24 protein-coding genes and 1 tRNA gene are annotated in these 25,237 nt (G+C 61.5%); 15 read left to right on the plus strand and 10 right to left on the minus strand.

Translation table 11 applies throughout. The features are described from left to right. Positions 1-28: 28 nt before the first annotated feature. Entirely contained in the window at positions 29-916 is an 888-nt protein-coding gene (locus tag H096_RS32585) for a LysR family transcriptional regulator (RefSeq protein WP_033903337.1), read from the plus strand. Between the two features lie 49 nt (positions 917-965). Here H096_RS32585 and H096_RS32590 read toward each other — a convergent pair whose 3' ends face one another. Genes H096_RS32590 through H096_RS32600 form a run of 3 tightly spaced genes read right to left on the minus strand, consistent with a single transcriptional unit; the run spans position 966 to position 3,182 of the window. Then, positions 966-2,264 (minus strand): NAD(P)/FAD-dependent oxidoreductase, encoded by a 1,299-nt coding sequence (locus tag H096_RS32590; RefSeq protein ID WP_033903338.1) that lies wholly within the window; start codon positions 2,262-2,264, stop codon positions 966-968. A 60-nt stretch (positions 2,265-2,324) separates the two neighbouring features. Then, positions 2,325-2,498, minus strand: coding sequence for a DUF3094 family protein (locus H096_RS32595; protein ID WP_016976295.1), 174 nt, complete (start codon positions 2,496-2,498; stop codon positions 2,325-2,327). 54 nt (positions 2,499-2,552) lie between these two features. Continuing rightward, positions 2,553-3,182 carry a DUF1780 domain-containing protein gene (locus tag H096_RS32600; protein ID WP_033903339.1) on the minus strand — a complete coding sequence of 210 codons (630 nt, stop codon included), beginning with the start codon at positions 3,180-3,182 and terminating at the stop codon, positions 2,553-2,555. Positions 3,183-3,435: 253 nt separating this feature from the next. On the opposite strand from H096_RS32600, the gene H096_RS32605 reads away from it, so the two are divergent. From H096_RS32605 to H096_RS32615, 3 genes are all read left to right on the plus strand, one after another. Continuing rightward, the gene (locus H096_RS32605; RefSeq protein WP_051422278.1) at positions 3,436-5,490 is read left to right on the plus strand and encodes an autotransporter outer membrane beta-barrel domain-containing protein; all 2,055 of its coding nucleotides are present in this window, start codon (positions 3,436-3,438) and stop codon (positions 5,488-5,490) included. Positions 5,491-5,542: 52 nt separating this feature from the next. After that, positions 5,543-6,232 carry an energy-coupling factor ABC transporter permease gene (locus H096_RS32610; RefSeq protein WP_033903340.1) on the plus strand — a complete coding sequence of 230 codons (690 nt, stop codon included), beginning with the start codon at positions 5,543-5,545 and terminating at the stop codon, positions 6,230-6,232. Positions 6,233-6,298: 66 nt separating this feature from the next. Beyond that, positions 6,299-6,514: a hypothetical protein gene (locus H096_RS32615; RefSeq protein WP_003171680.1), complete on the plus strand. Its 216-nt coding sequence runs from the start codon at positions 6,299-6,301 to the stop codon at positions 6,512-6,514. On the opposite strand, the gene yacG is transcribed toward H096_RS32615, so the two are convergent. Genes yacG through H096_RS32635 form a run of 4 tightly spaced genes read right to left on the minus strand, consistent with a single transcriptional unit; the run spans position 6,511 to position 9,399 of the window. Next, positions 6,511-6,711 carry a DNA gyrase inhibitor YacG gene (gene yacG / locus H096_RS32620; RefSeq protein WP_033903341.1) on the minus strand — a complete coding sequence of 67 codons (201 nt, stop codon included), beginning with the start codon at positions 6,709-6,711 and terminating at the stop codon, positions 6,511-6,513. The two genes, H096_RS32615 and yacG, sit on opposite strands and share 4 nt — an antisense overlap. Next, on the minus strand, positions 6,708-7,331 hold the full coding sequence (gene coaE, locus H096_RS32625; protein WP_033903342.1) for a dephospho-CoA kinase: 624 nt from the start codon (positions 7,329-7,331) through the stop codon (positions 6,708-6,710). Before coaE ends, yacG begins: the two co-directional genes overlap by 4 nt. Continuing rightward, entirely contained in the window at positions 7,328-8,194 is an 867-nt protein-coding gene (locus H096_RS32630) for an A24 family peptidase (protein ID WP_033903343.1), read from the minus strand. Before H096_RS32630 ends, coaE begins: the two co-directional genes overlap by 4 nt. Continuing rightward, a complete protein-coding gene (locus H096_RS32635; RefSeq protein WP_033903344.1) occupies positions 8,191-9,399 on the minus strand; it encodes a type II secretion system F family protein in 1,209 nt (402 codons plus the stop codon). Before H096_RS32635 ends, H096_RS32630 begins: the two co-directional genes overlap by 4 nt. A gap of 194 nt (positions 9,400-9,593) precedes the next feature. Here H096_RS32635 and H096_RS32640 point away from each other — a divergent pair, with 194 nt between their 5' ends. The 4 genes from H096_RS32640 to H096_RS32655 all read left to right on the plus strand — a co-directional run bounded on the left by H096_RS32640 (position 9,594) and on the right by H096_RS32655 (position 12,024). After that, positions 9,594-10,016, plus strand: coding sequence for a pilin (locus H096_RS32640; protein ID WP_082462009.1), 423 nt, complete (start codon positions 9,594-9,596; stop codon positions 10,014-10,016). Positions 10,017-10,051: 35 nt separating this feature from the next. After that, complete coding sequence (locus H096_RS32645) at positions 10,052-11,452, plus strand: O-antigen ligase family protein (RefSeq protein ID WP_033903346.1); 1,401 nt, start codon at positions 10,052-10,054, stop codon at positions 11,450-11,452. Between the two features lie 48 nt (positions 11,453-11,500). Then, positions 11,501-11,573: transfer RNA gene (locus H096_RS32650), tRNA-Thr, on the plus strand. A gap of 145 nt (positions 11,574-11,718) precedes the next feature. Further along, a complete protein-coding gene (locus tag H096_RS32655; protein WP_033903347.1) occupies positions 11,719-12,024 on the plus strand; it encodes a DUF6388 family protein in 306 nt (101 codons plus the stop codon). Positions 12,025-12,112: 88 nt separating this feature from the next. On the opposite strand, the gene nadC is transcribed toward H096_RS32655, so the two are convergent. Beyond that, entirely contained in the window at positions 12,113-12,961 is an 849-nt protein-coding gene (gene nadC, locus H096_RS32660; RefSeq protein ID WP_033903348.1) for a carboxylating nicotinate-nucleotide diphosphorylase, read from the minus strand. Positions 12,962-13,152: 191 nt separating this feature from the next. On the opposite strand from nadC, the gene H096_RS32665 reads away from it, so the two are divergent. From H096_RS32665 to H096_RS32685, 5 genes are all read left to right on the plus strand, one after another. Then, positions 13,153-15,276, plus strand: a complete 2,124-nt coding sequence (locus H096_RS32665) for a DUF1631 domain-containing protein (RefSeq protein WP_033903349.1) — start codon at positions 13,153-13,155, stop codon at positions 15,274-15,276. 61 nt (positions 15,277-15,337) lie between these two features. Continuing rightward, the gene (gene ampD, locus H096_RS32670; protein ID WP_033903350.1) at positions 15,338-15,901 is read left to right on the plus strand and encodes a 1,6-anhydro-N-acetylmuramyl-L-alanine amidase AmpD; all 564 of its coding nucleotides are present in this window, start codon (positions 15,338-15,340) and stop codon (positions 15,899-15,901) included. After that, complete coding sequence (ampE, locus tag H096_RS32675) at positions 15,898-16,734, plus strand: regulatory signaling modulator protein AmpE (protein ID WP_033903351.1); 837 nt, start codon at positions 15,898-15,900, stop codon at positions 16,732-16,734. Before ampD ends, ampE begins: the two co-directional genes overlap by 4 nt. A gap of 113 nt (positions 16,735-16,847) precedes the next feature. Further along, positions 16,848-18,878: a methyl-accepting chemotaxis protein gene (locus tag H096_RS32680; RefSeq protein ID WP_033903352.1), complete on the plus strand. Its 2,031-nt coding sequence runs from the start codon at positions 16,848-16,850 to the stop codon at positions 18,876-18,878. 126 nt (positions 18,879-19,004) lie between these two features. Continuing rightward, positions 19,005-19,436 carry a hypothetical protein gene (locus H096_RS32685; protein WP_033903353.1) on the plus strand — a complete coding sequence of 144 codons (432 nt, stop codon included), beginning with the start codon at positions 19,005-19,007 and terminating at the stop codon, positions 19,434-19,436. Here the strand turns inward: H096_RS32685 and H096_RS32690 are convergent. After that, the gene (locus H096_RS32690) at positions 19,383-20,159 is read right to left on the minus strand and encodes a TatD family hydrolase (RefSeq protein ID WP_033903354.1); all 777 of its coding nucleotides are present in this window, start codon (positions 20,157-20,159) and stop codon (positions 19,383-19,385) included. The genes H096_RS32685 and H096_RS32690 overlap by 54 nt on opposite strands. Positions 20,160-20,161: 2 nt before the next feature. After that, positions 20,162-21,157 (minus strand): catabolite repressor/activator, encoded by a 996-nt coding sequence (gene cra, locus H096_RS32695; protein ID WP_033903355.1) that lies wholly within the window; start codon positions 21,155-21,157, stop codon positions 20,162-20,164. Between the two features lie 293 nt (positions 21,158-21,450). Between cra and ptsP the strand changes: the two genes are divergently transcribed. Together ptsP and pfkB are read left to right on the plus strand one after the other, a co-directional pair. Further along, positions 21,451-24,309 (plus strand): phosphoenolpyruvate--protein phosphotransferase, encoded by a 2,859-nt coding sequence (gene ptsP, locus H096_RS32700; RefSeq protein ID WP_033903356.1) that lies wholly within the window; start codon positions 21,451-21,453, stop codon positions 24,307-24,309. Next, positions 24,310-25,230 carry a 1-phosphofructokinase gene (pfkB, locus tag H096_RS32705; RefSeq protein WP_033903357.1) on the plus strand — a complete coding sequence of 307 codons (921 nt, stop codon included), beginning with the start codon at positions 24,310-24,312 and terminating at the stop codon, positions 25,228-25,230. The last annotated feature ends 7 nt before the right edge of the window (positions 25,231-25,237 follow it).

Raw genomic sequence — 25,237 nt, forward strand, 5'->3', positions numbered from 1 at the left:
CCCTGACCAGTCTGGGATCGCCCGTTCCATGAACCAGTTATCCGCCATGCGCGCCTTTCGGGGCATCGTTGAAGCCAAGGGGTTCTCTGCTGCCGCAGAACGCCTGGACACCACACACTCGACGATTTCCCGGCAGTTGCAGCAACTGGAAACTGAATTGGGCGCCCAGCTGATCAATCGCAATACGCGGCGCTTCAGCTTGACCTCGGCAGGGGAGCAATACTACGCAGCGTGCGTTGATATCCTTGATCGCGTCGAGGCCGCCTCCCAGGCTGTCGCCCAAGGGCATCAGCGTGCGGAAGGTCTGCTGAGGGTCAGTGTTCCGCTGGTGGTGGGGACGTTGGACCTGCCGCAATGGTTGCCGGGTTTTCAGCGACGCTACCCGGATATCGAGCTTGAGTTGCATTGCGATGATCAGTTTGTCGATCTGGTCGCTGACGGCTTTGACGTCGCCCTGCGTATCGCCAGCGCCTTGGCGGACACGACGTTGATGGCCCGAGCGTTGACGATTTCCAAACAGGTGCTGGTAGCCTCGCCGGCTTACATTGGTCGCCATGGTTTGCCACGTTCGGCCCAGGAGCTCGATAAGCACCGCCTGCTGACATTCATTGGCGCCTCGTCGGATTGGGTGTTGAGCCCGGTACGCGGTGAGGCCGTCACGGTGACGCCCTCCGGGCGGTTCAGGAGCAATACCATCAGTGCGCTGCATGCGGCGACATTGGCGGGGGCGGGCATTGCGTGTTTTACCCAGGCTACGGTGCGCAGTGATTTGGCGCAGGACCGCCTGGTGCCGATCCTGCCTAATTACTCGCTAGGCGAGCGGCACTATTACGCCCTTTATCCACAGTCCCGGCACTTGGCACCGAAGGTGCGGGCGTTCGTCGACCATATGGCTGAGTTTTACAGGGCCCAATAAAAATCCCCCTCTCTTTCGAGAGGGGGATTTTTTTCAGCGGCATAGTCGATCAGTGCAGCTTGAGCCGTGGCTCGGTGCCACGCCCGATCTTGCTGCCCAGCATCAGCATCGCCGTGCGGAAGAAGCCATACAGCGCCATCTGGTGCATGCGGTACAGCGACACATAGAACATCCGCGCCAACCAGCCTTCGAGCATCACACTGCCGGTGAGGTTGCCCATCAAGTTACCCACTGCCGAGAAGCGCGACAGCGAGATCAGCGAGCCGTAGTCGGTGTACTTGTAGCTCGGCAAGTCCTTGCCTTCGATGCGCAGCTTCAGCGACTTGGCCAGCAACGAGGCTTGCTGGTGAGCCGCCTGGGCCCGTGGCGGTACGTTGCGGTCGGTGCCCGGTTGCGGGCAGGCGGCGCAGTCGCCAAAGGCGAAGATGTTTTCGTCGCGGGTGGTTTGCAGTGTCGGCAGTACTTGCAGTTGATTGATGCGGTTGGTTTCCAGGCCATCGATGTCCTTGAGGAAGCCTGGCGCACGAATCCCGGCGGCCCAGACCTTGAGGCTGGCGGGGATTATCTGGCCGCTGCTGGTGATCAACGCATCGGCGGTCACTTCGCTCACCGCCGAATTGGTCAGCACAGTCACCCCAAGTTTCTCCAGGGTTTTATGCACAGGCCCGCCGATACGCTCCGGCAGGGCAGGCAGCACCCGTGGGCCGGCTTCGATCAGGGTGATGTGCATGTTTTCCGGCTTGATGCGGTCCAGGCCGTAGGCGGCCAGTTCATGGGCGGCGTTATGCAGTTCGGCGGCCAGCTCGACCCCGGTTGCACCCGCGCCGACGATGGCGACGCTGATCTTTTCCACCACGTCCGTCTGCCCGGCATGGGCGCGCAGGTAGTGGTTGAGCAATTGCTGGTGGAAGCGCTCGGCTTGCTTGCGGGTGTCGAGGAACAGGCAGTGTTGTGCCGCGCCTTCGGTGCCGAAGTCATTGGTGGTGCTGCCCACGGCAATCACCAGGCTGTCATAGCCCAGCACGCGCGCGGGCACCAGCTCACGGCCTTCTTCGTCGAGGGTGGCGGCCAGCTGGATTTTCTTCTGCTCACGGTCAAGCCCGCTCATGCGCCCCAGCTGGAACTCGAAGTGGTTCCATTTGGCCTGGGCAACATAGTTGAGTTCGTCTTCCGAAGAATTCAGCGAGCCGGCCGCCACTTCGTGCAGCAAGGGTTTCCAGATGTGGGTCAGGTTGGCGTCCACCAGCGTGATGCTGGCGGTGCCGCGCTTGCCCAGAGTCTTACCCAGGCGGGTAGCCAACTCCAGGCCGCCGGCGCCGCCGCCGACGATAATAATACGATGGGTCATGGGGATATCTCGCAAGGCTAAAAGAAATCGGAGCAGTTACCCCCGCGAGCGCCAGGCAGCTCATAGCGTCAGGTAACTCAAAAGTCGGCTCAGCAGGCCCAGGCCGATCACTACAACAAGCACCACACCCAGGAGCAGCCATGGCCGGAAAGGCTTGCGCTCGACTCGGTTTTGGGAGAGTTGCAGGTACTCTTCGACATGCTGTTGGTCATCGGGGTTCAGGCGGCTGGTCATAAAGGCCTCGTCAGGTAGACGTTGCAAAAGGGCGCCACGTTACAGTCCGGGGGATCAGAGGCTGATGCCCACGTCGAATACTATGCTGCGGCCCAGGTTGTTGCGCAAGAAATCCGGTGCGTCCGGGTGCGCGAACAACACCCGTGCAAACGTCGGTCCCACCAATGACAGTGAGCGCCAGCCCTGGCGCAGGTATTCCGTCGGTGGCGGAAAATGGCTGTTCAGGTCGAGCACTTCGCGCTTGAGGCTGGTGAAGGCGACGATATCCAGCTCGCCCAGATCCATCCCGCGCTCTTTATAGTTATGGGCTTTCTTGCGCAGTGTAGGCGCCAGGCGCAATAGAAACTCATGGGCGGGGATGCGTCGCGGCTTGGTCTCGCGTCGTACCAGTTGGCTCAGGGAGAAGGCGCTGCGCCGGCGCAGTAACTCGTCGCGCCATTCGTCGTTCAGGCGGCGGCCCTCATCCAGTACGAAAAACACCTCGAAGCTGGCGTCACGAAAAAGTACGTCCGGGGGCTCTTGCCCTGCGGCGTGAAACTCTTCGGCTCGATAAGGCACGTTCAAGCCTTGCAGCAGGCGCTGGCAGACCCAACGCTCACGCTCCCATTTGCGGGCATTGGACAGGAACGCGTTGGCTTGTTCGGCCGCTACGGTGAGCAGGCGCAAGTAATCTGAGTCATCCATAGCTAGCAGCTTAGCGCTCAAATGTGATGAAAAAAAACAAAAGTCGGGCGCATTTCCACCTTGGAGGATGCGCTCTTGAATATGCGGCTGGGAAATTTCCTACAAGTACGGGGAAGTTTCCTACTTTTTTGTTCCTCCTCGAACCCTAAATTCACTCCCTCACCGAGCCTCTGATCTAACGTCAGCCGCGCTCGACCTGGATGCCTCCGGCGTCCTTATCGCCGGTTTGGCGGTTAGTCTGAGGTTTTGAATCATGCACACCCTTCACCCGAAACGCCCGGCGATACTTGCCCTTTCGCCGCTGGCACTGGCCATGTTCATGCTGCAGCCTACCCCCGCGCGGGCGTTTACACCCACGGTCAACAATGGCGCAGTGGTCGATGGCGAGATGGTGACGGGGGGGCAGCAGAGCATTGGCACCAACGGCACGGCCAACAACACTTTGATTGAGGTGACGGGCACTCAGGCTGTTTTCCAGCATGGTGTCTCCAATGATGCAACGGTCAATGGCCGCCAACTGGTGCAAAGCGGCACGTCCAATCGCGCAGTGGTCAATGTCGGCGGTTCTCAAGTTGTCAGTGCCGGGGGGATCGCCAACGGAACGGTCTTGAATGGCGGCACACAGACAGTGCAAACCCCAAACAGCCGCGCCAACGGCACCGTGATTAATTCGGGCGGTGTGCAAACCCTCACGCTTGGTGCGTCCGCAGCGGACACCGTCATTAACGACGGTGGCGTGCAGACGGTGATCAATCAGGGGGCGGCGCTTAACACGTTTGTGTTGACCGGCGGCGTCCAAAATCTGGAACGCGGCATCCTGGGCGGTGCCGTGGCGACCGATACCCATATCAGCGGTGGTGTGCAGAACGTTTACGACAGTGCTACCGCCAATAACAGTACGGTCAGCAACGGCGGCCAGGTCAACCTCTTCGGCGGTGCACAGGCCAATGGACTGGTGGCGGACGCGGGCGGTAGCGTTAGTGTCATGGAAAACGGCGTAAAAACCGTGGACTCGCTGACCCTCAATGGGGGGCGTCTGGTTTTCGCGCCAAGTACCGACGGCACCTTCAAGACCTTCACCGTCAATGCGTTGTCCGGCAGCGGCAGTATCCTGATGAATACCGACATCGCCAGCGCGCAAAACGATGTGTTGGTGGTGGAGGGCGCCGGACTGGCGAGCGGCAACCATACGTTGATCGTGGCGGATTCGGGCCATGAGCCGGGTACAGCGGACGGCCGTTTGCTGTTGGTGGACACCCATGGCGGCAGCGCCAAGTTCGATCTGTACGGCGGGCATGTCGATGCCGGCGCCTTTCGATACGGCCTGCAGCAAGAAGGTGACGATTGGGTATTGGCCAGTGCTGGCAAAGGGCCCTCTGGGCCGTCGCCGCAGAACCTCTCTTCGGGGGCCAACGCCGCCATCGCTGCACACACCGCCAGCGCCAGCCTATGGAGTGCGCAGATGAACGCGCTGGTCAAACGCCTGGGCGAATTGCGGATGGGCGAGGATAACGGGGGCGTATGGACTCGGGCCATCAGCAGGCGTTTCGATGTGAGCGAGCAGTCCAGCCGTGCCTATTCCCAGAATATCTCCGGGCTTGAAATCGGCGCCGACAAGGCAGTGGCGCTGAGCAACGGCAAGGTGTATCTCGGCGCCATGGTGGGTACTGCCCGGTCGGACCAGGATTTCGGTGAGGGCGCTTCGGGCAACACCGACAGCAAGATGTTCGGTGTGTATGCCACTTACCTGCACGACAACGGCATCTACGTCGACAGTGTGCTGAAGTACAGCCGGTTCGACAACGATATCAAGATGCCGACGAACCTCGGCGATCGGGTGAAGGGGTCGTATAAAACCAATGGAGTGGGCGCGGATATCGAAGTGGGCAAGCACATCCCTTTGGGAAGTGGCTGGTTCGTCGAGCCTCAACTCGAACTCACCGCGACTCGCACCCAAGGCGCCGACTACACCGCGAGCAATGGCTTGAGGGTCAAGTCCGACGATCTCGACTCGTTGCAGAGCCGTGTGGGTTCACTGTTCGGCCGTAGCCTGGCATTGAGCAACGGCATGAAGGCGCAGCCGTACGTGAAGGCGTCCTATGTCACAGAGCATGCCGGTGGCAGCAAGGTCAGCGTCAATGGCAATAAGCTCGATGCCAAGTTGCCGGGCGATCGCACAGAGCTGGGCTTAGGTGGTGTGTTGCAAGTCAGCGAGAAGAGCAAGATCTCCCTGGATGCCGAGTACGCCAAAGGCAATTCCATCGAGCAGCCGTGGGGTGTGAACCTGGGGTATCGCTACCTGTGGTAAAGCGCGGTGTAGACTGATCACCCGATAGCAACCTTTTGGGTGAGATAAAGCCATGATCAGCGCCGCGATGCTAGCGCCGCAAACCCTCGGTATCGGCTGGGTGTTGTATGCGCCGGTGCTGGTGTGGGCGATCCTGCGTTCGCCGTGGGTGGAGCTGTTCGCCGACCGGCGCCGTCAGCACCTGCTCTTCGGCACGGTGTTCGCATTGTTCATGTTGTGGCTGGTCCGGCGGGACTTCGATACCGGTGTGTCCTACCACTTCATTGGCATGACTGCCGTGACCCTGCTGCTGGATTGGCCCTTGGCAATTGTCGGCGGCTTCGCGGCCCAGTTCGGGTTGATGTTGTTGGGGCGCCAGGACCTGGGCGCCCTTGGCATCAATGGCCTGTTGCTGGTCGTGCTGCCGGTGCTGGTCACTGAAGCCTGTGCGCAGTTGGTCGAGCGAGCGCAACCGCGTAATCCCTTCGTATACATCTTTTGTTCCGGATTTTTTGCCGCCGCATTATCGGCCTTGCTCTGCCTGCTGTTCGGGCTGGGGCTGCTGTGGTTCGACGGCCGTTTCGCCATGCCGGAATGGCTGGAGGATTTCGTTGGCTACCTGTGGCTGATCATCTTTCCCGAGGCCTTTATCAACGGCATGGTCGTCAGCGCCCTGGTGGTGTTTTGCCCGGAATGGCTGGAGACTTTCAACCGCACGCGTTACCTCTCGGCGCCCTGGAAGGATGACGATTCGCAGCGTTGATCCAGATCAAATCTCACGCGCCCTGGCAGGCCCATGCTCTGCAAAATTTTTCCAGGAGCACGGATCATGAGTGTGTACGAGTGGGCACGGCAGGAATTGCGCAGAAGCCAGGACGCGGCACAGGAAATCGGTTTTGACCCAGGCCTGACCCTGCGCGCCATGCTCAGTGCAGTGGTGCAGCAGAGCAAGGGGGTGCGCAGTTTCGAAGACCTGGCCGACGAGCTGCAATACCTTGCAGAAAACCTCGACGACCAGCAGGAATACGCCTTTATGCGCCCTTAGTGGCGCGGTGGAAGGTCTTCGGAAAACAGTTCGTCTTCGGCATCCGGGGCCACGGGGATCTTGTGTTCTTCAGCGGCCCAGGCGCCCAGGTCGATGAGTTTGCAGCGGTCCGAGCAGAACGGCCGGTTGAGGTTGGTCGCTTTCCATTCCACGAGTGCGCCGCAGGTTGGGCAGTCGACGGTCAAGGGTTGGCTCATGATCGGCCTCCACGCAAAGTAAGGTAAAAGTGGTGCAGTCGCTCGACCTCGCTGTGCAGCCAGGCGAGGTCCTGGTCATTGACCAGGACGTCATCGGCATGTTTCAGGCGGTCTTCGCGGCTGGATTGTGCCTTGAGGATCGCCTGTACCTGTTGCTCGTTGATGCCGTCGCGCTGCAGGGTACGCTGAATCTGCAGCGATTGCGGCACGTCGATCACCAGGATGCGCTGGGTCATGCTGTACTGGCCGGATTCGATCAGCAGTGGCGACACCAGGATCGCGTAAGGTGACGTTGCCCGCGCCAGGTGGCTGCGGATTTCTTCACCAATCAACGGGTGCAGCAGGGCTTCGAGCCAACGGCGCTCTTCGGGGACTTCAAAGATCAGCTTGCGCAATGCGCCGCGGTCCAATTGGCCGTCAGGCTGCAACACGCCGGCGCCAAAGTGCTCAGCGATACGCGCCAGTGCCGGACGGCCAGGCTCCACCACCCAGCGGGCGGCGTGGTCGGCGTCTACCAGGTCGATACCCAGGTCGATAAAGTGCTGGGCCGCCGCGCTTTTGCCGCTGCCGATGCCGCCGGTAAGGCCGAGAATCCAGGGTGTTGCAACAGAAGTGGTCATCTGAAACCGACAGACTGCAAATAGAAGTCGGTTATTTGACCACCCCAGAGCAATGCAATCCAGCCGGCAATGGCCAGATACGGACCAAATGGCATCGGCGCCGACGCTTGGGCCTTGTGCCGGCGCATCAGGATCAAGCCGACGAATACACCGACCAACGACGACATCAACAGCGTCATCGGCAGGATCTGCCAACCGCCCCAGGCACCGAGCAGCGCGAGTAACTTGAAGTCGCCGTGGCCCATGCCGTCCTTGCCAGTGACCAGCTTGAACAGCCAGAACACGCTCCACAGGCTCATGTACCCGATCACCGCGCCCCACAGTGCGTCGGCCAATGTCGTCAGCAGGCCGGACCCGTTGACGATCAGCCCCAGCCACAGCAACGGCATCACCAGCACATCCGGCAACAATTGATGATCGGCATCAATCAGGCTCATCGCCAGCAAGCCCCAGCTCAGTACAAGCACTGCGCCCGCCTGCCAGCCAAAGCCGAAATGCCAGGCCACCCAGGCCGAGATCAGTCCACACGCCAGTTCAGTAAGTGGATAGCGTGGGCTGATTGCCCCTCGGCAATCGGCGCAACGACCTCGCAGAAACAAGTAGCTGAGCAGTGGGATATTTTCCCACGGGCGTATCGGATGGTTGCAATGCGGGCAGCAGGAATTGGGGCGCATCAGGTTATAGGTCGGCCCGGCTGGGTCGGCGGGTATACCGAGCACTTCATGGGCTTGGGCGCGCCATTCCCGTTCGAGCATTTTTGGCAGGCGCCACACCAGCACGTTGAGAAAACTGCCGACGATCAGCCCCAGTATCCCTGCCATCACCACAAAGGCCCACGGGTGTTCAACCAGTAACAGGCTCAAAACGCGCTCCCCAGCTGGAAGACCGGCAAGTACATGGCGATGACCAGCGCGCCGACGATGCTGCCCAGGACCACCATGATCAGCGGCTCCATCAGGCTGGTGAGGTTATCGACCAGGTTGTCCACATCGGCCTCGTAATGATTGGCGACCTTTTCCAGCATGCGGTCCAGTGTGCCCGACTCTTCGCCGATAGCAGTCATCTGGATCGCCATGGGAGGGAACAGGCCGCTGGCGAGCATGGATTGATTCAATGGCAGGCCGGTGGATACATCGTGTCGCATATGTTCGATTGCCTGTTTGAACGGCCCTGAACCGACCGCGCCGGCTACTGAATCCAATGCCTGAACCAATGGGACACCCGCCGCAAAGGTCGTGGACAGTGTGCGGGCGTAGCGGGCCACGGCCGATTTTGTCAGCAGTTTGCCTGCCAGCGGCGCTTTCAACAAACCGGCATCCAGCCAGAGTCGAAAAGCAGGGGCGGCGTTATAGGCGTGGCGCAACCCCATGCCGCCCGCGAGAATGCCCAGCGCTACGATCCACCAGGCTTTCTGCACAAACTCGGACAAGGCGATCACCTGCAAGGTAAAACCGGGCAGCGTGCCGTCGACGCCGGCAAACAGGTTCTGGAACTGCGGCACGACGTGGATCAGCAGAACGCCGGTGACCAGGCTGGCCACCACCAGCACCGCGATCGGATAGGTCATGGCTTTTTTGATCCTGGTCCTTAACTGCTCGCTCTTTTCCCGATGGATCGCCACACGCTCCAGCAGGGTTTCCAGCGCTCCGGCCTGCTCGCCGGCCGCCACCAGATTGCAATACAGCTCATCGAAGCAGCGCGGTTGTTTGCGCAAGGCTTCGGCCAGGCTGGAACCTGCGGCAATCGCTTGTTTCAGCCCCTGCACCAACTCGCGAACAGCGCGGTTGTCGAAGCCATCGCCGATGACGGCGAAAGCTTGCAGCAGGGGAATCCCGGCCTTCAGCAGCGTCGCCAGTTGGCGAGTGAACAGGGTGATATCCGTCGATTTGATCGACGGTGTGAGTCCTCGCAGAACGGGGGATTTCTTGCGCACATGCCCCGGGCTGATGCCCTGTTGGCGCAACTGGGCCCTGACCCAGGCAAGATTGTGCCCCGTGGTTTGCCCGCACACCCTGCGTCCTTTGCGATTGATGCCTTCCCAGGCGTACAGCGTTAAAGCGTCGTCCATGTCACCGTTCCGCACAGAGGTCGTCGAAGATTTATAGCTTAGTCAGGTGACGGATTCGGGCAGGCTGGGGAAGCAGGATAAAATGTCAGAATATGCGACTTGCGCGCGATTGAGCGTCTGCGGATGAGTACACTGGCGCCGCTGCACAACAACGGGGCGCAGGACGCGCCTTGTCATGAGTTTTATCCTGGAGAGTGAATGTGAGACGTCAAAAAGGTTTTACCCTGATCGAGCTGTTGATCGTCGTGGCAATCATCGGCATTTTGGCCACCATTGGCCTGCCCATGTACACCACCCACCAGGCCAAGGCCAAATTCACCGCCGGCCTGGCTGAAATCAGCGCGTTGAAGCCTGGGTATGAAGACACCCTCAACCAGGGCACGGTCCCGACGCTGGCATTGATCGGCGGCACCAGCCCGACAGCCAACTGCAAGATTGATGTAGCAGGCGATGTCGCCACGGGCGCGGGCTCCATCCAATGCGAAATACTCGACGCGCCCGCGCCGGTGCTGGGCAAGACCATCAGCCTAACGCGCAATGCCACCACCGGTTGGAAATGCACCACCACCGCTGACGCAAAATATGTCGCCAAAGGTTGCGGCGCCGACGGTGCATAACTGCTAAACCCTCCGCAGGGAAGTTGAGGTGGCCGATGGCGTTATCCGTAGAGCAGCGTGGCAGTATTTTCCTGGTGGCCGTGGTGTGCCTGCTGGTGGTTGGGGTTTGTGCTCCCTTCAGTGGGCATGATCTGCAACGGGTGATGCAGATCGCCATCGGGGCTTGCGCGGTGCTGTACGGGCTGTCGGTCGCCCACGTTGAACGGCTGGTTGACCGGCCCACGGCCTTGGGCCTGGCGCTGATCATTGTGCTGGGCCTGGCGTCTTCAATGCGGGCTCACCAGCCGCTCTGGGCGCTTGTCGAAATGGCATCGTTCGTCAGCTGTGGCGCGATTGCGGTGGCATTCGCCCTGCTGCGACGCCAGGGCGGTGAATCGTTGGACCGCGTCTTGATTCTGTTCGTGGTGCTGCTGTGCCTGATCAAATCGATTCAATACACCTACGCCGGTGCTCTGGCGTTCATCAGCGCTGAGCGCACGCTAGACCCTGACGTATTGCTGGCCGGCTTTTCCAACAAGCGTTTCTACGGCCAGTTCCAGACGTTTACTTTGCCGCTGCTGGCGCTCCCCTTATTGATCCCCACGCTGTCTCGCTCACTCAAGGCCGTGGTGTTTGCGCTGCTGTGCGTGTGGTGGCTGATTGCAGTGGCTGGCGGCACGCGTGGCACCTGGCTTGGCATGGGCGCGGCGGGCGTGGTGTTGGCGGTGCTGGGGCCATGGGGCCGGCGCTGGTTGGGGTGGCAGTTGGCCGCAATGCTGGGCGGACTGTTGTTGTATTGGCTGGTGTTCAAGGTGTTGGCGGATTACCTGGGGATCGAGATCGCCAATGCCGCCAGCGATCGCCTCACGACGTCGTTGTCGGGGCGAGGGCCGATCTGGTGGCAGGCCTGGCATATGCTCGTCGAGCGGCCTTGGTTGGGCTTCGGGCCAATGCATTTCGCCGATATCACCAACAGTATTGCCGCTCACCCCCATCAGACCATCCTGCAATGGACGAGCGAGTGGGGCGTGCCATCCGCGTTGTGCGTCGCGGTGTTGGCATGGCGAGGAGGCTGGGCCACGGTCGGTGTCGTGCGTGAGCGTGCGCTGAGCGCCGAGTGTGCAGATTTGCTGCGGCTGTGCCTGTTTGCGGCGTTGGTCGGTGCGCTGGTGCAGTCCATGGTCGACGGCGTGATCGTGATGCCCAACTCCCAGGTCTGGCTGGCGCTGGTGGTGGGCTGGCTGATGGCGTTGCACGTCTGGCGAACCCCACAAACCAACGAGTTGCCATTGGCCTGGAGCGCCTGGAAAGCAATGGGTGTACTGGCCGTTGGTCTGTTGGTTGTGATCGCCTTGCGGGACGTTCCTCATATCGAACACGCTCAACAGCAGTACCTGGGCGCCCATGGCAATCACCTGCAACCACGCTTCTGGGCCCAAGGCGTGATTGCCCGCTGACGGCGGCAAGTTGCCGGACTCCCGATGCGGTGCTAGCTTTAGCCCACCGCCCGTGTAGCTCAGCCGGTAGAGCAGCGCACTCGTAACGCGAAGGTCGCAGGTTCGATTCCTGTCTCGGGCAAAAAGGCAACATCGGCAGCACTGTTTTCAGATGATCCCAGAATGGTTCTGAAGGCCAGACGAGCTGGCATTTGCGCCCGCTCTTTTGTATCTGCGCAACCTTGATGACCCAGATGCATCCCCATTCCTCGATCTAAGAGAACGACATGACCACGACTGAAATGACCCAGGAAGTTCGGCATCAAGCAGCCCTCGAAAAATACCTCGAGGAGTCGCCGCAACTTAAAGAAGAGATCAAGGACCTGAGCGCCGATGATCAGCGCGACCAGATTCAGTGGGCATTCGAGGACGAGGCCGAGAGCCAGGGTTATCAGCCCTGGGAGCTGACCCTCAAGTACACCTCGACACCGGAAGAGTTCGAAGCGGCACGGCTGGCCTTGCATAAAGAGGCGGCTGAAGTGTTGGGTGTCGAGTGGGAAGAGTATTGCGAGATGAACGACTTGGTGGTTTAGAAGCAGCTGCCAGTTTCAAACTGCAAGCTGCAAGTTGTCTTGCAGCTTGCAGCCCTCTTGCAGCTTGAAGCTTACTCCTTGCAGCTCCTCAGATACTCAGCCGCATCGACAAATCCACCACCTTCACATCCTTGGTCATCGCACCAATCGAGATGTAATCCACCCCGGTCTCCGCAATGGGCAGCAGGGTGCTTTCATTGATCCCGCCGCTGGCCTCCAGCTTCGCCTTGCCGCCGTTCAGGCGAACGGCTTCACGCATATCGTCCAGGCTCAGCTCATCGAGCATGATGATATCCGCGCCCGCCGCCAGCGCTTCGCGCAGTTCATCCAGGCTTTCCACTTCGATTTCCACCGGCTTGCCGGGGGCGATCTTGTGGGCGGCCGTGATCGCCTGGGCAATGCCGCCGCAGGCCGCGATGTGGTTTTCCTTGATCAGGAACGCGTCATACAAACCGATACGGTGGTTGTGGCAGCCGCCGCAGGTTACGGCGTACTTCTGCGCCAGGCGCAGCCCCGGCAAGGTTTTGCGGGTGTCCAGCAGCTTGACCTGGGTACTGGCCACAAAATCCGCCAGGAATTGCGCACGGGTGGCGACACCGGAGAGCAACTGCAGGAAATTCAGCGCGCAGCGTTCGCCGCTCAAGAGTGAACGTGCCGGGCCTTCAAGGTGGAACAGCACCTGGTTGGGGCTGACGCGTTCACCGTCGGTCACCTGCCAATGCACCGCGACCCGAGGGTCCAGTTGGCGGAACACCGCATCCACCCAGGCCGTACCGGCGATAACAGCCGTGTCACGGGTAATGATGGTGGCCGTGGCCAGCCGTTCGGCCGGGATCAACTGCGCAGTGATGTCGCCGCTGCCGATATCTTCCAGCAGTGCGCGGCGCACGTTGGCTTCGATTTCGGCGGTGAGGTCGGCAAGACGGAGATTCGGCATAACAGGCTCCACAGACAAAGTGCCCCGATTATAGGGGCAGTGCGCGTTCGAACCCAGGCTCACCACTCATTTACCGAGCAAAGGCAGAGTTTGCTGGCGCAACCCCCCTCATTTGCAAGATAATCTCGCGCCTTGCAATTGGCGTCATAGCTTTGACGTTCAGACCCATACCGCCGTTTCAGGAGGCCAGGATGCACAATGACGGAAAGGTGGTGCCCTTCAACAAGGCGCCCGCCACGCCATCGCCGCTCGCCCGACTGCCGGTGGTTTTGCTGCAGGTCCGCGACAAGGCGGCGCAACAGTTGCAGCAAGGGCTGCAGGATCTGTTCGATAACGCTGACGACACCTTGTTCGAAATGGCCGACAAGGCGCGTAACAACCTCGATCACCATATTTTCTTCGAAGCCATGCGCGACCTGCGCCTCAAGCGCAAGAATTTCGAGCGCGTGTTCATGGAGCGCCTGTTTGAAGCCTTCGCCAGTCTGGGTCAGGCAGGGCGCGGGGAATTGCAATTGGTGCCGGTGGTGTCCTACGACGCGGCACCGGGCTCATCCAGGGATGATCGCGAAAAAGCCGTGGCGCTTGAGGCCATGCTGGGTCGTGTGCGGCACCGTGATGGCCTGGCCCTGGGCCAACTCACCGCGCGCTTGAGCGCGTTGCTCGGCAACCGCCTGGATGATCGCGAAAACCCCCTGGGGCCTGCACTGTTGTGTGAGTTCTTCCTGCGGGCGGGGCGCAGCCTGGGCGTAGAGATCCGCGTCAAGCTGATCATGCTCAAGCTGTTTGAAAAATACGTACTCAGTGACGCCGACCAGCTATACGGCGAAGCTAATCGGTTGCTGGTCGCGACCGGTGTGTTGCCTGAACTCAAAAGCGTACCGTCGCGGCGGCTTGAAGCGCGTGAGTCCCGTGAGCTTCCACGCGAGGAAACCCTGCCGCCCGTTGACGGAAATGGCCAGCAAGCCTTTGCCGCGCTCCAGCAGTTGCTCACGGCGGTACGCGGTAGCGTGGCGCCGACGCTTGAAGCCAGCGCCGAACCCTTGCCCATCGCCACCCGCGACCTGCTGCGCCTGCTCTCCCATTTGCAGCAATACGTGCCGGAGCCTGAGGTCGAGGATGATTTCGACCTGCGCAACCAGCTTGAGCAGTTGCTCACGCGCGTCAGCGTCAAGAGTGGCAAGTCGAGGGTGGTGGAGGAGGCGGACGAAGATGTGATCAACCTGGTCGCGCTGCTGTTCGAATTCATCCTCAACGACCGCGCCGTGCCCGATGCCTTCAAGGCCCTGATCGGTCGCCTGCAGATCCCGATGCTGAAAGTGGCGGTGCTGGACAAGAGCCTCTTCAGTCGCGCCAGTCACCCGGCGCGGCGTCTGCTCAATGAAGTCGCAACCGCCGCAATGGGCGGCAGCCAGCGCGACCATCTGTACCTGCGCATCGAGCAGGTGGTGCAGCGCTTGCTCAACGAATTTGTCGAAGATCCGGCGATATTTTCCCAACTGCTCGCCGAGTTCAGCGCGTTTACCGCGGATGAGCGGCGGCGCAGCGATTTGCTTGAACAACACACCCGTGATGCCGAAGCCGGGCGCGTGCGCACCGAAGCGGCCCGCCAGCGCGTGGCCGATGTGCTGAACAAACGGCTGTTGGGCAAGACCCTGCCGCGTCCGGTCGTGCAGTTTCTGCAGCAGGCCTGGAGCCAGGTGCTGTTGCTGGCCAGTCTCAAGCATGGCGAGCAGTCGGTGCAGTGGCAGGCGGGGCTACGCACCATGGACGAACTGATCTGGAGCGTTGGCCTGCAACAAGACACTGAAGCCGGGCGCCATCTACTGGAGCAACTGCCGGGCTTGCTCAAGGCCCTGCGCGACGGCTTGACCAGCGCCGCGTTCGACCCCTTCAGCACCCGCGAATTTTTTGTGCGCTTGCAAGCCCTGCATGTCCAGGCACCTGAAGGCGTCGACGAGTTGATCGAAGTACGTGAGGCGTTTGTGCTGACATCGGCGTCACCCGACCCGGTCAGCGACTTGCCGGACAACGACCCCGACTTGCTTAAAGCCCGAGAACTCAAGGTGGGGGGATGGGTGGCGTTCGAGGAAAACGAAGCCACTACGCTGCGCTGCCGACTGACGGCGATCATGGCGCCGGCCGAGACCTATGTCTTCACCAGTCGCACGGGGCTCAAGGTGATGGAGAAAAGTGCCGGCCAACTGGCATTGGCGTTCAAGCGTGGCGTCCTGCATGCCCTGGACGATGGCCCCCTGTTCGAGCGCGCACTGGCCGCTGTGGTGAGCAAGCTGCGTCAACTCAATCACGGCAAGTGATCGCAACCTGAGGGTCGAACGCGGCATACTGGTCACACGTTGTCTCGTTAAAGGAACCTGTATGCAGTTGGACCCCACCAGCGGTTGGTGCCAGGGCATCCGTCATTGCCCTTCACCCAACTTCAACGAGCGCCCCGCCGGCGAAATCTCACTGTTGGTGGTGCATAACATCAGCCTGCCACCGGCGCAGTTCGCCACCGGTAAAGTGCAGGAGTTTTTCCAGAATCGCTTGGATGTCACGGAACATCCCTACTTTGAAGGGATTGCCGACTTACGGGTGTCTGCGCATTTTCTGATTGAGCGTGACGGTGCGGTGACGCAGTTTGTGTCCTGTCTCGACCGGGCCTGGCATGCCGGGATCTCGCAATTCGAGGGGCGGGAAACCTGCAATGACTTTTCCCTGGGGGTGGAGCTCGAAGGCACGGACGACCAGCCGTTCACTGACGCTCAATATGCGTCATTGATCGACCTGACCCGCCAGTTGCTGGCGGCTTACCCCGGCATCACGCCCCAGCGCATTTGTGGTCACAGCGATATCGCTCCGGGTCGCAAGACCGATCCCGGCCCGGCTTTTGATTGGACGCGCTTTCGCAGCGCCCTGCAGGATGGAGGACACGCACGATGAGTTTCCTGGTGTTGGTGCTGGCGGTCTGGATCGAGAAATTTTCGGCCCTGCGCCAGCGGTTGCAGCGTGATGGGGGTTGGCTGCGGGAACTGGCCAAGCTGGAATCGAACCCGCGCATGGGCAAGCAGCCCTGGTTGATCCTGGCATTGCTGGTGTTGTTGCCGGTCGCGTTGCTGGCGTTGTTGCTGTTGGTGTTGGAGCCGGTGGCTTACGGGCTGTTGGCACTGCCGGTGCACTTGCTGGTGGTGATCTACAGCCTGGGCCGTGGTGATCTGCTCGCCGGGCTGGGCCCCTTTCGCGATGCCTGGCGACGGGGCGACCTGCAAGCCGCCGAACACGTGGCTGAGCGTGACTTGAACCTGAGCGCCGACAGTGGCGAACAATTGCTCGAGCGCGTCCAGGGCCATCTGTTGTGGCAGGCCTACCAAAGCTTTTTTGCCGTGATTTTCTGGTACTTCCTGTTGGGCCCTGTGGCTGCGTTGGCTTACCGCCTGCTCGCACTGGCCAGTGAACACAGCAGGAACCCTCTGGTGGCTGAGCGAGCCGGGCAACTGCGCCACGCATTTGACTGGCTGCCGGTGCGCCTGCTGGCGGCCAGTTTTGCCCTGGTGGGTAACTTCGTCGCGGTCGGCCGTGTGATGCTCCACGAACTGCTGAGCTGGGACATCAGCGCTGCCCAACTGGTGGAAAAAGTTGGCCTGGTCGCCGCTGAAATCCCGCCTCCAGCGGTCGGCCCCGATGGCATCAACAGCCTGGACCGACTGTGGGAGCTTCTGCTGCGCGCGGCGGTGTTGTGGTATGCCGGGTTTGCGATCTGGACGGTACTGCCCTGACGGCTGATCTCATTAACCTTAAGTTACAAAACTCCCTTTCAAATTGAGCTATACAGATGCTGGCTAACTGCCGCCCTGCGCCTCAATAAAAATAAAAGAAAGGGAGTTCACCTGTGAAGAGCTTGCTCTATCCCGCCGTCGCGCTGATGAATCGCCTGAGCTTCGGCATGAAGTTCAGCCTGATCAGCGTGTTGTTCCTGCTGCCGATGCTGGCGACCAACTATTACCTGGTGCGTGATTCGTGGCGTGAATTCCAGGGCACACGCGTCGAGCTGCAAAGCCTCGACCTGCTCGGCAGCAGCCTGGCCCTGCGCCGCGACCTGGAAACCCTCAACAACCAGGTGCAGATCAACGCCACGTTGGGCCAGTCCGGTAAGGCGGGCGACCTTGAGGGCAAGATCAGCGCTTTGGAACAAAGCGTGCTGAACCGCCTGCAAAGCCTCAACGCCATGACGACCGAACCCGAGCAAATCGCCGCTTTTGACGCCAAGCGCGACGAGTTGATCGCTGCCTTCAAGGCCCAACAGCAGGAAACCTCGCTGCTGAGCAAAAGTGCCCTGATCGGCAAGTTGCTCAACAAGGCGCAGATGCTCAGCCAGATCATCGCCAGCCAGTCCGGCTTAAGCCGCGATTCCCAAAGCGACCTGCGCCAACTCAGTGAACTGATCACCAGCGTGACCCCGCAAGTCACCCAGACCCTGGGCGAAGGCCGGGCAATGGGCGCGTATTCCCTGGGCCAGGGCTTTCTCAACTCGTCGTCCAGCACACGCTTTGACGAGCTGTTGCAGCAATTGGAAAAACTCCAGGCCGAGTATGGCTTGAAGTTGCAGGATGCCTTGGGCTCCAGCAAAGCCGCGCACGCGGCCCTCGACAGCCTGGCCAAGACCAGCAACGCCAGCCTCAAGCAAGGCAGCGAGTTATTCGAGGAGCAGGTGGTGATGGCCGAAACCCTTGATGCGCCCTGGCAGGCCTTTTACGACAGTGTCAGTCAGTTGATGGCCCAGACCTACCAGTTGGATGACGCCACGCTGACCTTTCTCGGGCAACAGTTGGAACAGCGCCTGGCACAAAACCGCACGCACATGGTGGTGCTGGTCTCGGCCCTGAGCGCGGTGTTCCTGTTGATTTTCTACCTGTACGCAGGCTTCTACGCGTCCACGCGCACCACGCTGCGGCGTCTGGGCGCGATGATGGATAAGGTGGCGGCCGGTGACATGACCGTCACCTTTGTTGCCCATAGCCGCGATGAGTTGGGTGACCTGGGCCAGGTATTCAACGGCACCGTGGCGAAGATCCATGACTTGATCGAGCGCGTCGGACACACCGTCAGCCAGGTCGAGTTACAGGCCGGGCAGGTGGAGACGGTCTCGGCCCAGAGCAATCAGGCGGTTTCCGGGCAACGCACGCAGATCGAGCAGGTGGCGACGGCCATGAACCAGATGTCGTCCACCGCCCAGGAAGTCGCGCGCAGTGCGGCGGCGGCGGTGAGCAGTGCCCATAGCGTCAATGACGAAACCGTCAGCGGCCGTGGCCTGGTGCAGTCGCAGCAGGGCAGCATTGCGCGACTCGCGACGGAGATCGATCAGTCGGTGCGGGTGATCAACCAACTGGCCACCGACAGCCAGTCCATCAGCAGCGTGTTGGAAGTAATCAAGAGTATCGCCGAACAAACCAACTTGCTGGCACTCAATGCGGCCATCGAGGCCGCGCGGGCCGGCGAGCAAGGGCGTGGGTTTGCGGTAGTGGCGGACGAGGTGCGTACCCTGGCACGACGCACCCAGCACTCCACCGAGGAAATCGAGCAGATGATCAGCCGCTTGCACAGCGGCGTGGCGGCGGCCGTGAAGGCCATGGGCAGCAGCCATGAAATGGCCAGTGGCACCGTGGGCCAGTCGGAAAAGGTCCAGCAAGCCCTGGAAAACATCCTCGCTGCCGTAGGGATGATCGTCGATCAGAACCAGCAAATTGCCGCCGCCGTGGAGCAGCAAACCGCCGTCGCCCACGATATCGACCAGAACATCGTTGAGATCAATCGGGCTGGCGAACATGCCGCCCAAGGCGCACATCAGACCGAAGCGGCGAGCCGACAGCTGTCGATGCAGGTGATCGAGTTGAAGCAATTGATCGGCGCGTTCCGCGTGTAAGATCAGAATGTAGGATTTGTCGTTTGCTGGCGTGGTGCTCGTCCTGATTTCGCTGCGTCTCTTTTCTGGGGTTTTGAATGGGGGAAAATTGTTTCACTCGATTTCAAGTCCTGGGGAGGCACAGCGATGAACGCTGTAATCGGCATCAAGGGGCACTGCGCCCATTGCGACATCACCTTTAATCTCAAGCCTTGGCAACTGAACGCCATTGCCATCGAAGAACCGTTCGATTGCCCGTACTGCCAGTGGATCTTGCAGTTGAACTGCCCTCGGCAATTGCGCCAATTCAGGTCGCTAGACCATTGGGCACTGGTGCGCCCGAGCATGGTGGTATTGACCTGCACGGCACTCATCGTGGCACTGGTGACGGAGTGGGTGGGGCTGATCAGTGTGATCGGCCAATTCAACATTTCGCTGATCGTGCTGCTGGTGCATTTCCTGGTGCTGCGATATGCCCGCTATCGTCAGCGGATAACGCTGGAGCTGCAAGTGGTCTCGCCTTCTCTACCAATTGAACAGCTCGCACCCATTGCGTGTGCTCGCCTCGGCCAGCAATAGAGGGCTGGTATTCATGCGCTCGGCGAGCGCGGTGCAGATGTCCGGCAGGTGTTCGGGGCTGTTGCGTTGGCCGGGGTGCATCGCGGGCGCCATATCCGGTGAGTCGGTTTCCAGTACCACCGCGTCCAGCGGCAGGTGGGCCAGCACCTTGTGCATGCGCAGGGCTTGAGGCCAGGTCGCCGCGCCGCCCAAGCCCAGTTTGAAGCCGAGCTTGATGTATTCGTGGGCTTCTTCACGGCTGCCGGCGAACGCATGGATGATGCCGCCACGGGGCAGGCGAATGCGCTTGAGGGTTGCAATTACGGCGGCGTGGCTGCGACGCACGTGCAGAAGCGCCGGCAGTTGGAAGTCCACCGCCAGTTTCAGTTGTGCTTCGAACAGGCTTTGTTGGCGTTCGCGGTCCAGCTGTTCGAGAAAGTAATCCAAGCCGATTTCGCCCACGGCGCACAGTTGCCGGTGGCCGTGCAGGCGGGTCAGCCAGTCGCCCAGTTCCGTCAGGTCGGTGGGGCGATGGTCATCGAGGTACACCGGGTGCAGGCCAAAGGCAGCGAACAAGCCTTCGTCCGCTTGCACCAGGTCCCACAACCGCTGCCAATTTTGCTGATACACCCCCAATACCACCATGCGTCGTACGCCCAGTGCCCGGCTGTGAGCGAGGACTTCCCGGCGATCGCTGTCGAAGTCCGGAAAGTCCAAATGGGTGTGGGTGTCGATCAACTCCACGCTCAGGTCTCGCGAATGCGCTGCTTGAACGTCCGGCCGATGGCATGCACGCCGGGCTGGTACTGTTCTTCTTCAATCGCGGCCAGGGCCAGGCGCAGTGCGGTCTCGGCGATCAGTTGATGTTGCTGGGCCATGGCGTTGACCGGCAGCGGCAGGAAGTCCAGCAACTGGGTATCACCAAAGGTGCCCAGGCGCAGCGGTCGTGATTTGAGCGGGAAGTCATGCAAGGCGTCGAACACGCCTTGCAGCAGTACGTAGGACGTGGTCACCAGCGCGTCAGGCAAATGCCCCAGTTGCTGCAGAAGTTGCTCCATCAACTGTCGGCCACAATCGCGACTGAAGGCTTCACCGTGTTCGACGATCACTTCACCGGTGAACCCTTCGAGGGCCTCGCGGAAACCGGCGGCACGTTCCTGGCTGATGCTCAGCTCGGGCCGCGCACCGATCAGCACGATCTGCTTGGGCAATGGCTGCAACAGACTGCTGGTCAATTGCTGGCACGCCTGTCGGTCGTCGCTGACCACCGAGCAGAATTGATCCGCGCCCATCACCCGGTCGATGGCAATCACTGGCAGCCCCTTGGCCTGCAGCTCGCGGTAACTGTCATCGCTGGCCGGCAGGCAGCTGGCGACAAACAGCGCATCACAGCGCCGGGCGCGGAACAGTTGCAGCAGTTGGCGTTCGCTGTCGGCGTCATCGTCGGAGCTGGCGATCAGCAGTTGATAGCCACGTGCCCGAGCCCCTTGCTCCAGGAGCTTGGCGATGCGTGCATAACTGGGGTTTTCCAGGTCGGGCAGGATAAAGCCCAAGGTGCGCGTGTGCCGACTGCGCAGCCCGGCGGCCTGGGGGTTGGGGGTAAAGCCATGGGCTTCGACCACGGCACGCACCCGTTCGACGGTGGCGCTGCTGATGCGTTGCTGTTCAGCCTTGCCATTTATGACGTAGCTGGCGGTGGTCACGGACACACCGGCGAGACGGGCGATATCACTGAGTTTCAAACCGGGATTTCCTTGTTTTCTGGAGCTTGCCCCGACATTTTCTCCAATCGTAACCGATTCCTGTACACGACCAATGTCCTGGCTCAAGCGCCGAGTGGTTCTTCAAGGATGCGCAATTAACGCGTAGTCTTCCACAAACTATAGATTAAACGTTTCAGCCAGCGTATTTTTACGACGTTCGCGACTGAGTGGCTACTGCCAATTGACTGCTCAGTCAGTAAAACCTGAACACCCTTTACACTGTTTGTTTAAAACAATACCTAGTGCGCCACTGCACTAACTAGGAGAACGGCATGCTTGAGCTCACTGTAGAGCAGATTTCCATGGGCCAGGTGGCCGTGGACAAATCTGCTGCCTTGCACCTGCTCGCTGAAAAACTGGTGGCCGACGGCCTGGTCGCCGAGGGTTACCTCAGCGGTTTGCAAGCCCGTGAAGCCCAAGGCTCGACCTTCCTCGGCCAAGGTATCGCCATCCCCCACGGCACCCCCGAAACCCGCGACCAGGTGTTCTCCACCGGTGTGCGCCTGCTGCAGTTCCCCGAAGGGGTGGACTGGGGCGACGGCCAGATTGTTTACCTGGCCATCGGCATTGCCGCCAAATCCGACGAACACCTGCGCCTGTTGCAACTGCTCACCCGCGCCCTCGGCGAAACCGACCTGGGCCAGGCCCTGCGCCGTGCCGGCAGCGCCGAAGCGCTGTTGAAACTGCTGCAAGGTGCGCCGCAGGAACTGGCGCTGGATGCGCAGATGATCAGCCTGGGCGTGTCCGCCGACGACTTCGAAGAGTTGGTTTGGCGCGGTGCGCGGCTGTTGCGTCAGGCCGATTGTGTGAGCAATGGTTTCGCCGCGGTGTTGCAGCAGGTGGATGCGCTGCCCCTGGGTGATGGCCTGTGGTGGTTGCACAGCGAGCAGACCGTCAAGCGCCCAGGGTTGGCGTTTGTCACCCCGGACAAACCCATGCGCTACCTCGGCCAGCCGCTCAACGGCCTGTTCTGCCTGGCCAGCCTGGGCGAAGCTCACCAGACGCTGCTCGAACGCTTGTGCGCCTTGCTCATCGAAGGGCGCGGCCAGGAACTCGGCCGCGCCACCAGCAGCCGCGCCGTGCTTGAGGTGCTGGGCGGTGAGTTGCCGCCCGACTGGCCCACTGCGCGCATCACCCTGGCCAACGCTCATGGCCTGCATGCGCGCCCAGCGAAGATCCTGGCGCAGTTGGCGAAAAGTTTTGAAGGCGACCTGCGTGTGCGCATCGTCGATGGCCCCGTGGGCGCCGTGTCGGTAAAAAGCCTGAGCAAACTGCTGAGCCTCGGCGCGCGTCGCGGCCAGGTGCTGGAGTTTGTCGCCGAGCCGACCATTGCCGGCGACGCGCTGCCCGCGTTGTTGGCGGCGGTGGAAGAGGGCTTGGGTGAAGAGGTCGAGCCGCTGCCGACCCAAAGCGCCCCGCCTGAAGTCGTCGATATCGAGCCGGTGCTCAGCGCACCCTTGGCCGGCAGCCAGATCCAGGCCATCGCCGCCGCGCCGGGCATTGCCATCGGCCCGGCGCATATCCAGGTGCAGCAGGTCTTCGATTACCCCTTGCGCGGCGAATCTTCCGCCATCGAGCGCCAGCGCCTGCACGGCGCCTTGGCCGATGTGCGCCGGGATATCCAGGGCCTGATCGAACGCAGCCAATCCAAGGCGATCCGCGAGATTTTCATCACCCACCAGGAAATGCTCGACGACCCGGAACTCACCGACGAAGTCGACACCCGCCTCAAGCAAGGCGAAAGCGCTGAAGCGGCGTGGATGAGTGTGATCGAGGCGGCGGCCAGGCAGCAGGAGTCGTTGCAGGACGCCTTGCTCGCCGAGCGCGCCGCCGACCTGCGTGACGTCGGCCGTCGTGTGCTGGCGCAGCTTTGTGGCGTCGAAACCGCCCAGGAGCCGAGCGAACCTTACATTCTGGTGATGGACGAAGTCGGTCCGTCCGATGTGGCGCGTCTGGACCCGGCGCGCGTCGCCGGCATCCTCACCGCCCGTGGCGGCGCGACGGCCCACAGCGCCATTGTCGCCCGCGCCCTCGGGATTCCCGCGCTGGTCGGTGCCGGTCCGGCAGTGTTGCTGCTGGTTTCCGGCACGCCATTGTTGCTGGATGGCCAGCGCGGCCGCCTGCATGTAGACGCCGACGCCGCGACCCTGCAGCGCGCAACGGTCGAGCGCGACACCCGCGAGCAACGCTTGCAAGCCGCCTCGGCGCAGCGCCATGAACCGGCCCTGACCCGCGACGGGCATGCGGTGGAAGTGTTCGCCAACATCGGCGAAAGTGCCGGGGTTGCCAGCGCGGTGGAGCAGGGCGCCGAAGGCATTGGCTTGCTGCGCACCGAACTGATTTTCATGGCCCACCCGCAAGCGCCGGACGAGGCCACCCAGGAAGCCGAATACCGCCGTGTCCTCGATGGCCTCGCCGGTCGTCCGCTGGTGGTGCGCACCCTCGATGTGGGCGGCGACAAACCGCTGCCTTACTGGCCGATCGCCCAAGAGGAAAACCCCTTCCTCGGCGTGCGCGGCATTCGTCTGACCTTGCAGCGCCCACAGATCATGGAAGCGCAACTGCGGGCGCTGCTGCGCTCGGCGGACAACCGCCCGCTGCGCATCATGTTCCCCATGGTCGGCAGTGTTGACGAATGGCGCGCGGCCCGCGACATGACCGAGCGCCTGCGCCTGGAAATCCCGGTGGCAGACCTGCAACTGGGCATCATGATCGAAGTGCCGTCGGCCGCATTGCTGGCGCCGGTCCTGGCCAAGGAAGTGGACTTTTTCAGCGTCGGCACTAACGACCTGACCCAGTACACCCTGGCCATCGACCGTGGCCACCCGACCCTGTCCGCCCAGGCCGATGGCCTGCACCCGGCGGTGTTGCAACTGATCGACATCACCGTGCGCGCCGCCCATGCCCATGGCAAGTGGGTTGGCGTGTGCGGCGAGTTGGCGGCTGATCCGTTGGCGGTGCCGGTGCTGATCGGCCTGGGGGTGGATGAGCTGAGCGTGTCGGCCCGCAGCATCCCTGAAGTGAAGGCGCGCGTGCGCGAATTCAGTCTGAGCGAGGCCCAGGGCCTGGCGCAACAAGCACTGGCGGTGGGCTCGCCCGCCGAAGTGCGAGCCCTCGTGGAGGCCGTATAGATGGCAAGGATTCTGACCCTGACGCTGAACCCGGCGTTGGACCTGACGGTACGCCTGGCGCGCCTGGAACCGGGTGAAGTGAACCGCAGCGAAACCCTGCTGACCCATGCCGCCGGCAAGGGTGTGAATGTGGCGCAGGTGCTGGCCGACCTGGGCCATCAGGTGAGCGTGGGCGGGTTTCTCGGTGAAGAAAACCCCCAGGCGTTCGACGCGCTGATCGCCCGCCGTCGATTTGGCAATGCGTTTATACGTGTGCCGGGCGAGACACGCAGCAACATCAAGATTGCCGAGCAGGATGGCCGGGTCACCGATATCAATGCGCCTGGGCCGCTGGTGAGTGAAGCGGCGCAAGCAGAGCTGCTCAAACTCATCGCCATCGTCGGCCCTGAATTTGATGCGGTGGTAGTGGCCGGCAGCTTGCCGCGTGGTATCAGCCCTGAGTGGTTCCAAAGCATGCTGGAGAAGATCAAGGGCCTGGGTTTGAAAGTCGCCTTGGACACCAGCGGTGAGGCGCTGCGCGCCGGTCTTAAGGCCGGTCCGTGGCTGGTCAAACCCAATACCGAAGAACTGGCCGACGCCTTGGGGAATGCCCCGGATGCCATCAGCCAATTGCATCAACAAGGTGTGGAACACGTGGTGGTTTCCGACGGCGCTGCGGGTGTGAGCTGGTACAGCCCAGGCGCGTCGCTGCACGCCACACCGCCCAAGGTCGCGGTCGCCAGCACCGTCGGCGCCGGCGACTCGCTGTTGGCTGGGATGCTCCACGGTCTGCTCAGTGGCGATACGCCGGAGCAAACCCTGCGCCGCGCCACGGCAATTGCCGCGATGGCGGTGACGCAGATCGGTTTCGGCATCAGCGACCACGCGCAGCTGGAACAACTCGAAAGCGGCGTCCACGTGCGTGCGCTGACAGAACAATAAGAGGGTT

The organism is Pseudomonas sp. FH1 (genome assembly GCF_000510895.2).
In the GTDB taxonomy this organism is placed as follows: Bacteria; Pseudomonadota; Gammaproteobacteria; order Pseudomonadales; family Pseudomonadaceae; genus Aquipseudomonas; species Aquipseudomonas azotoformans_A.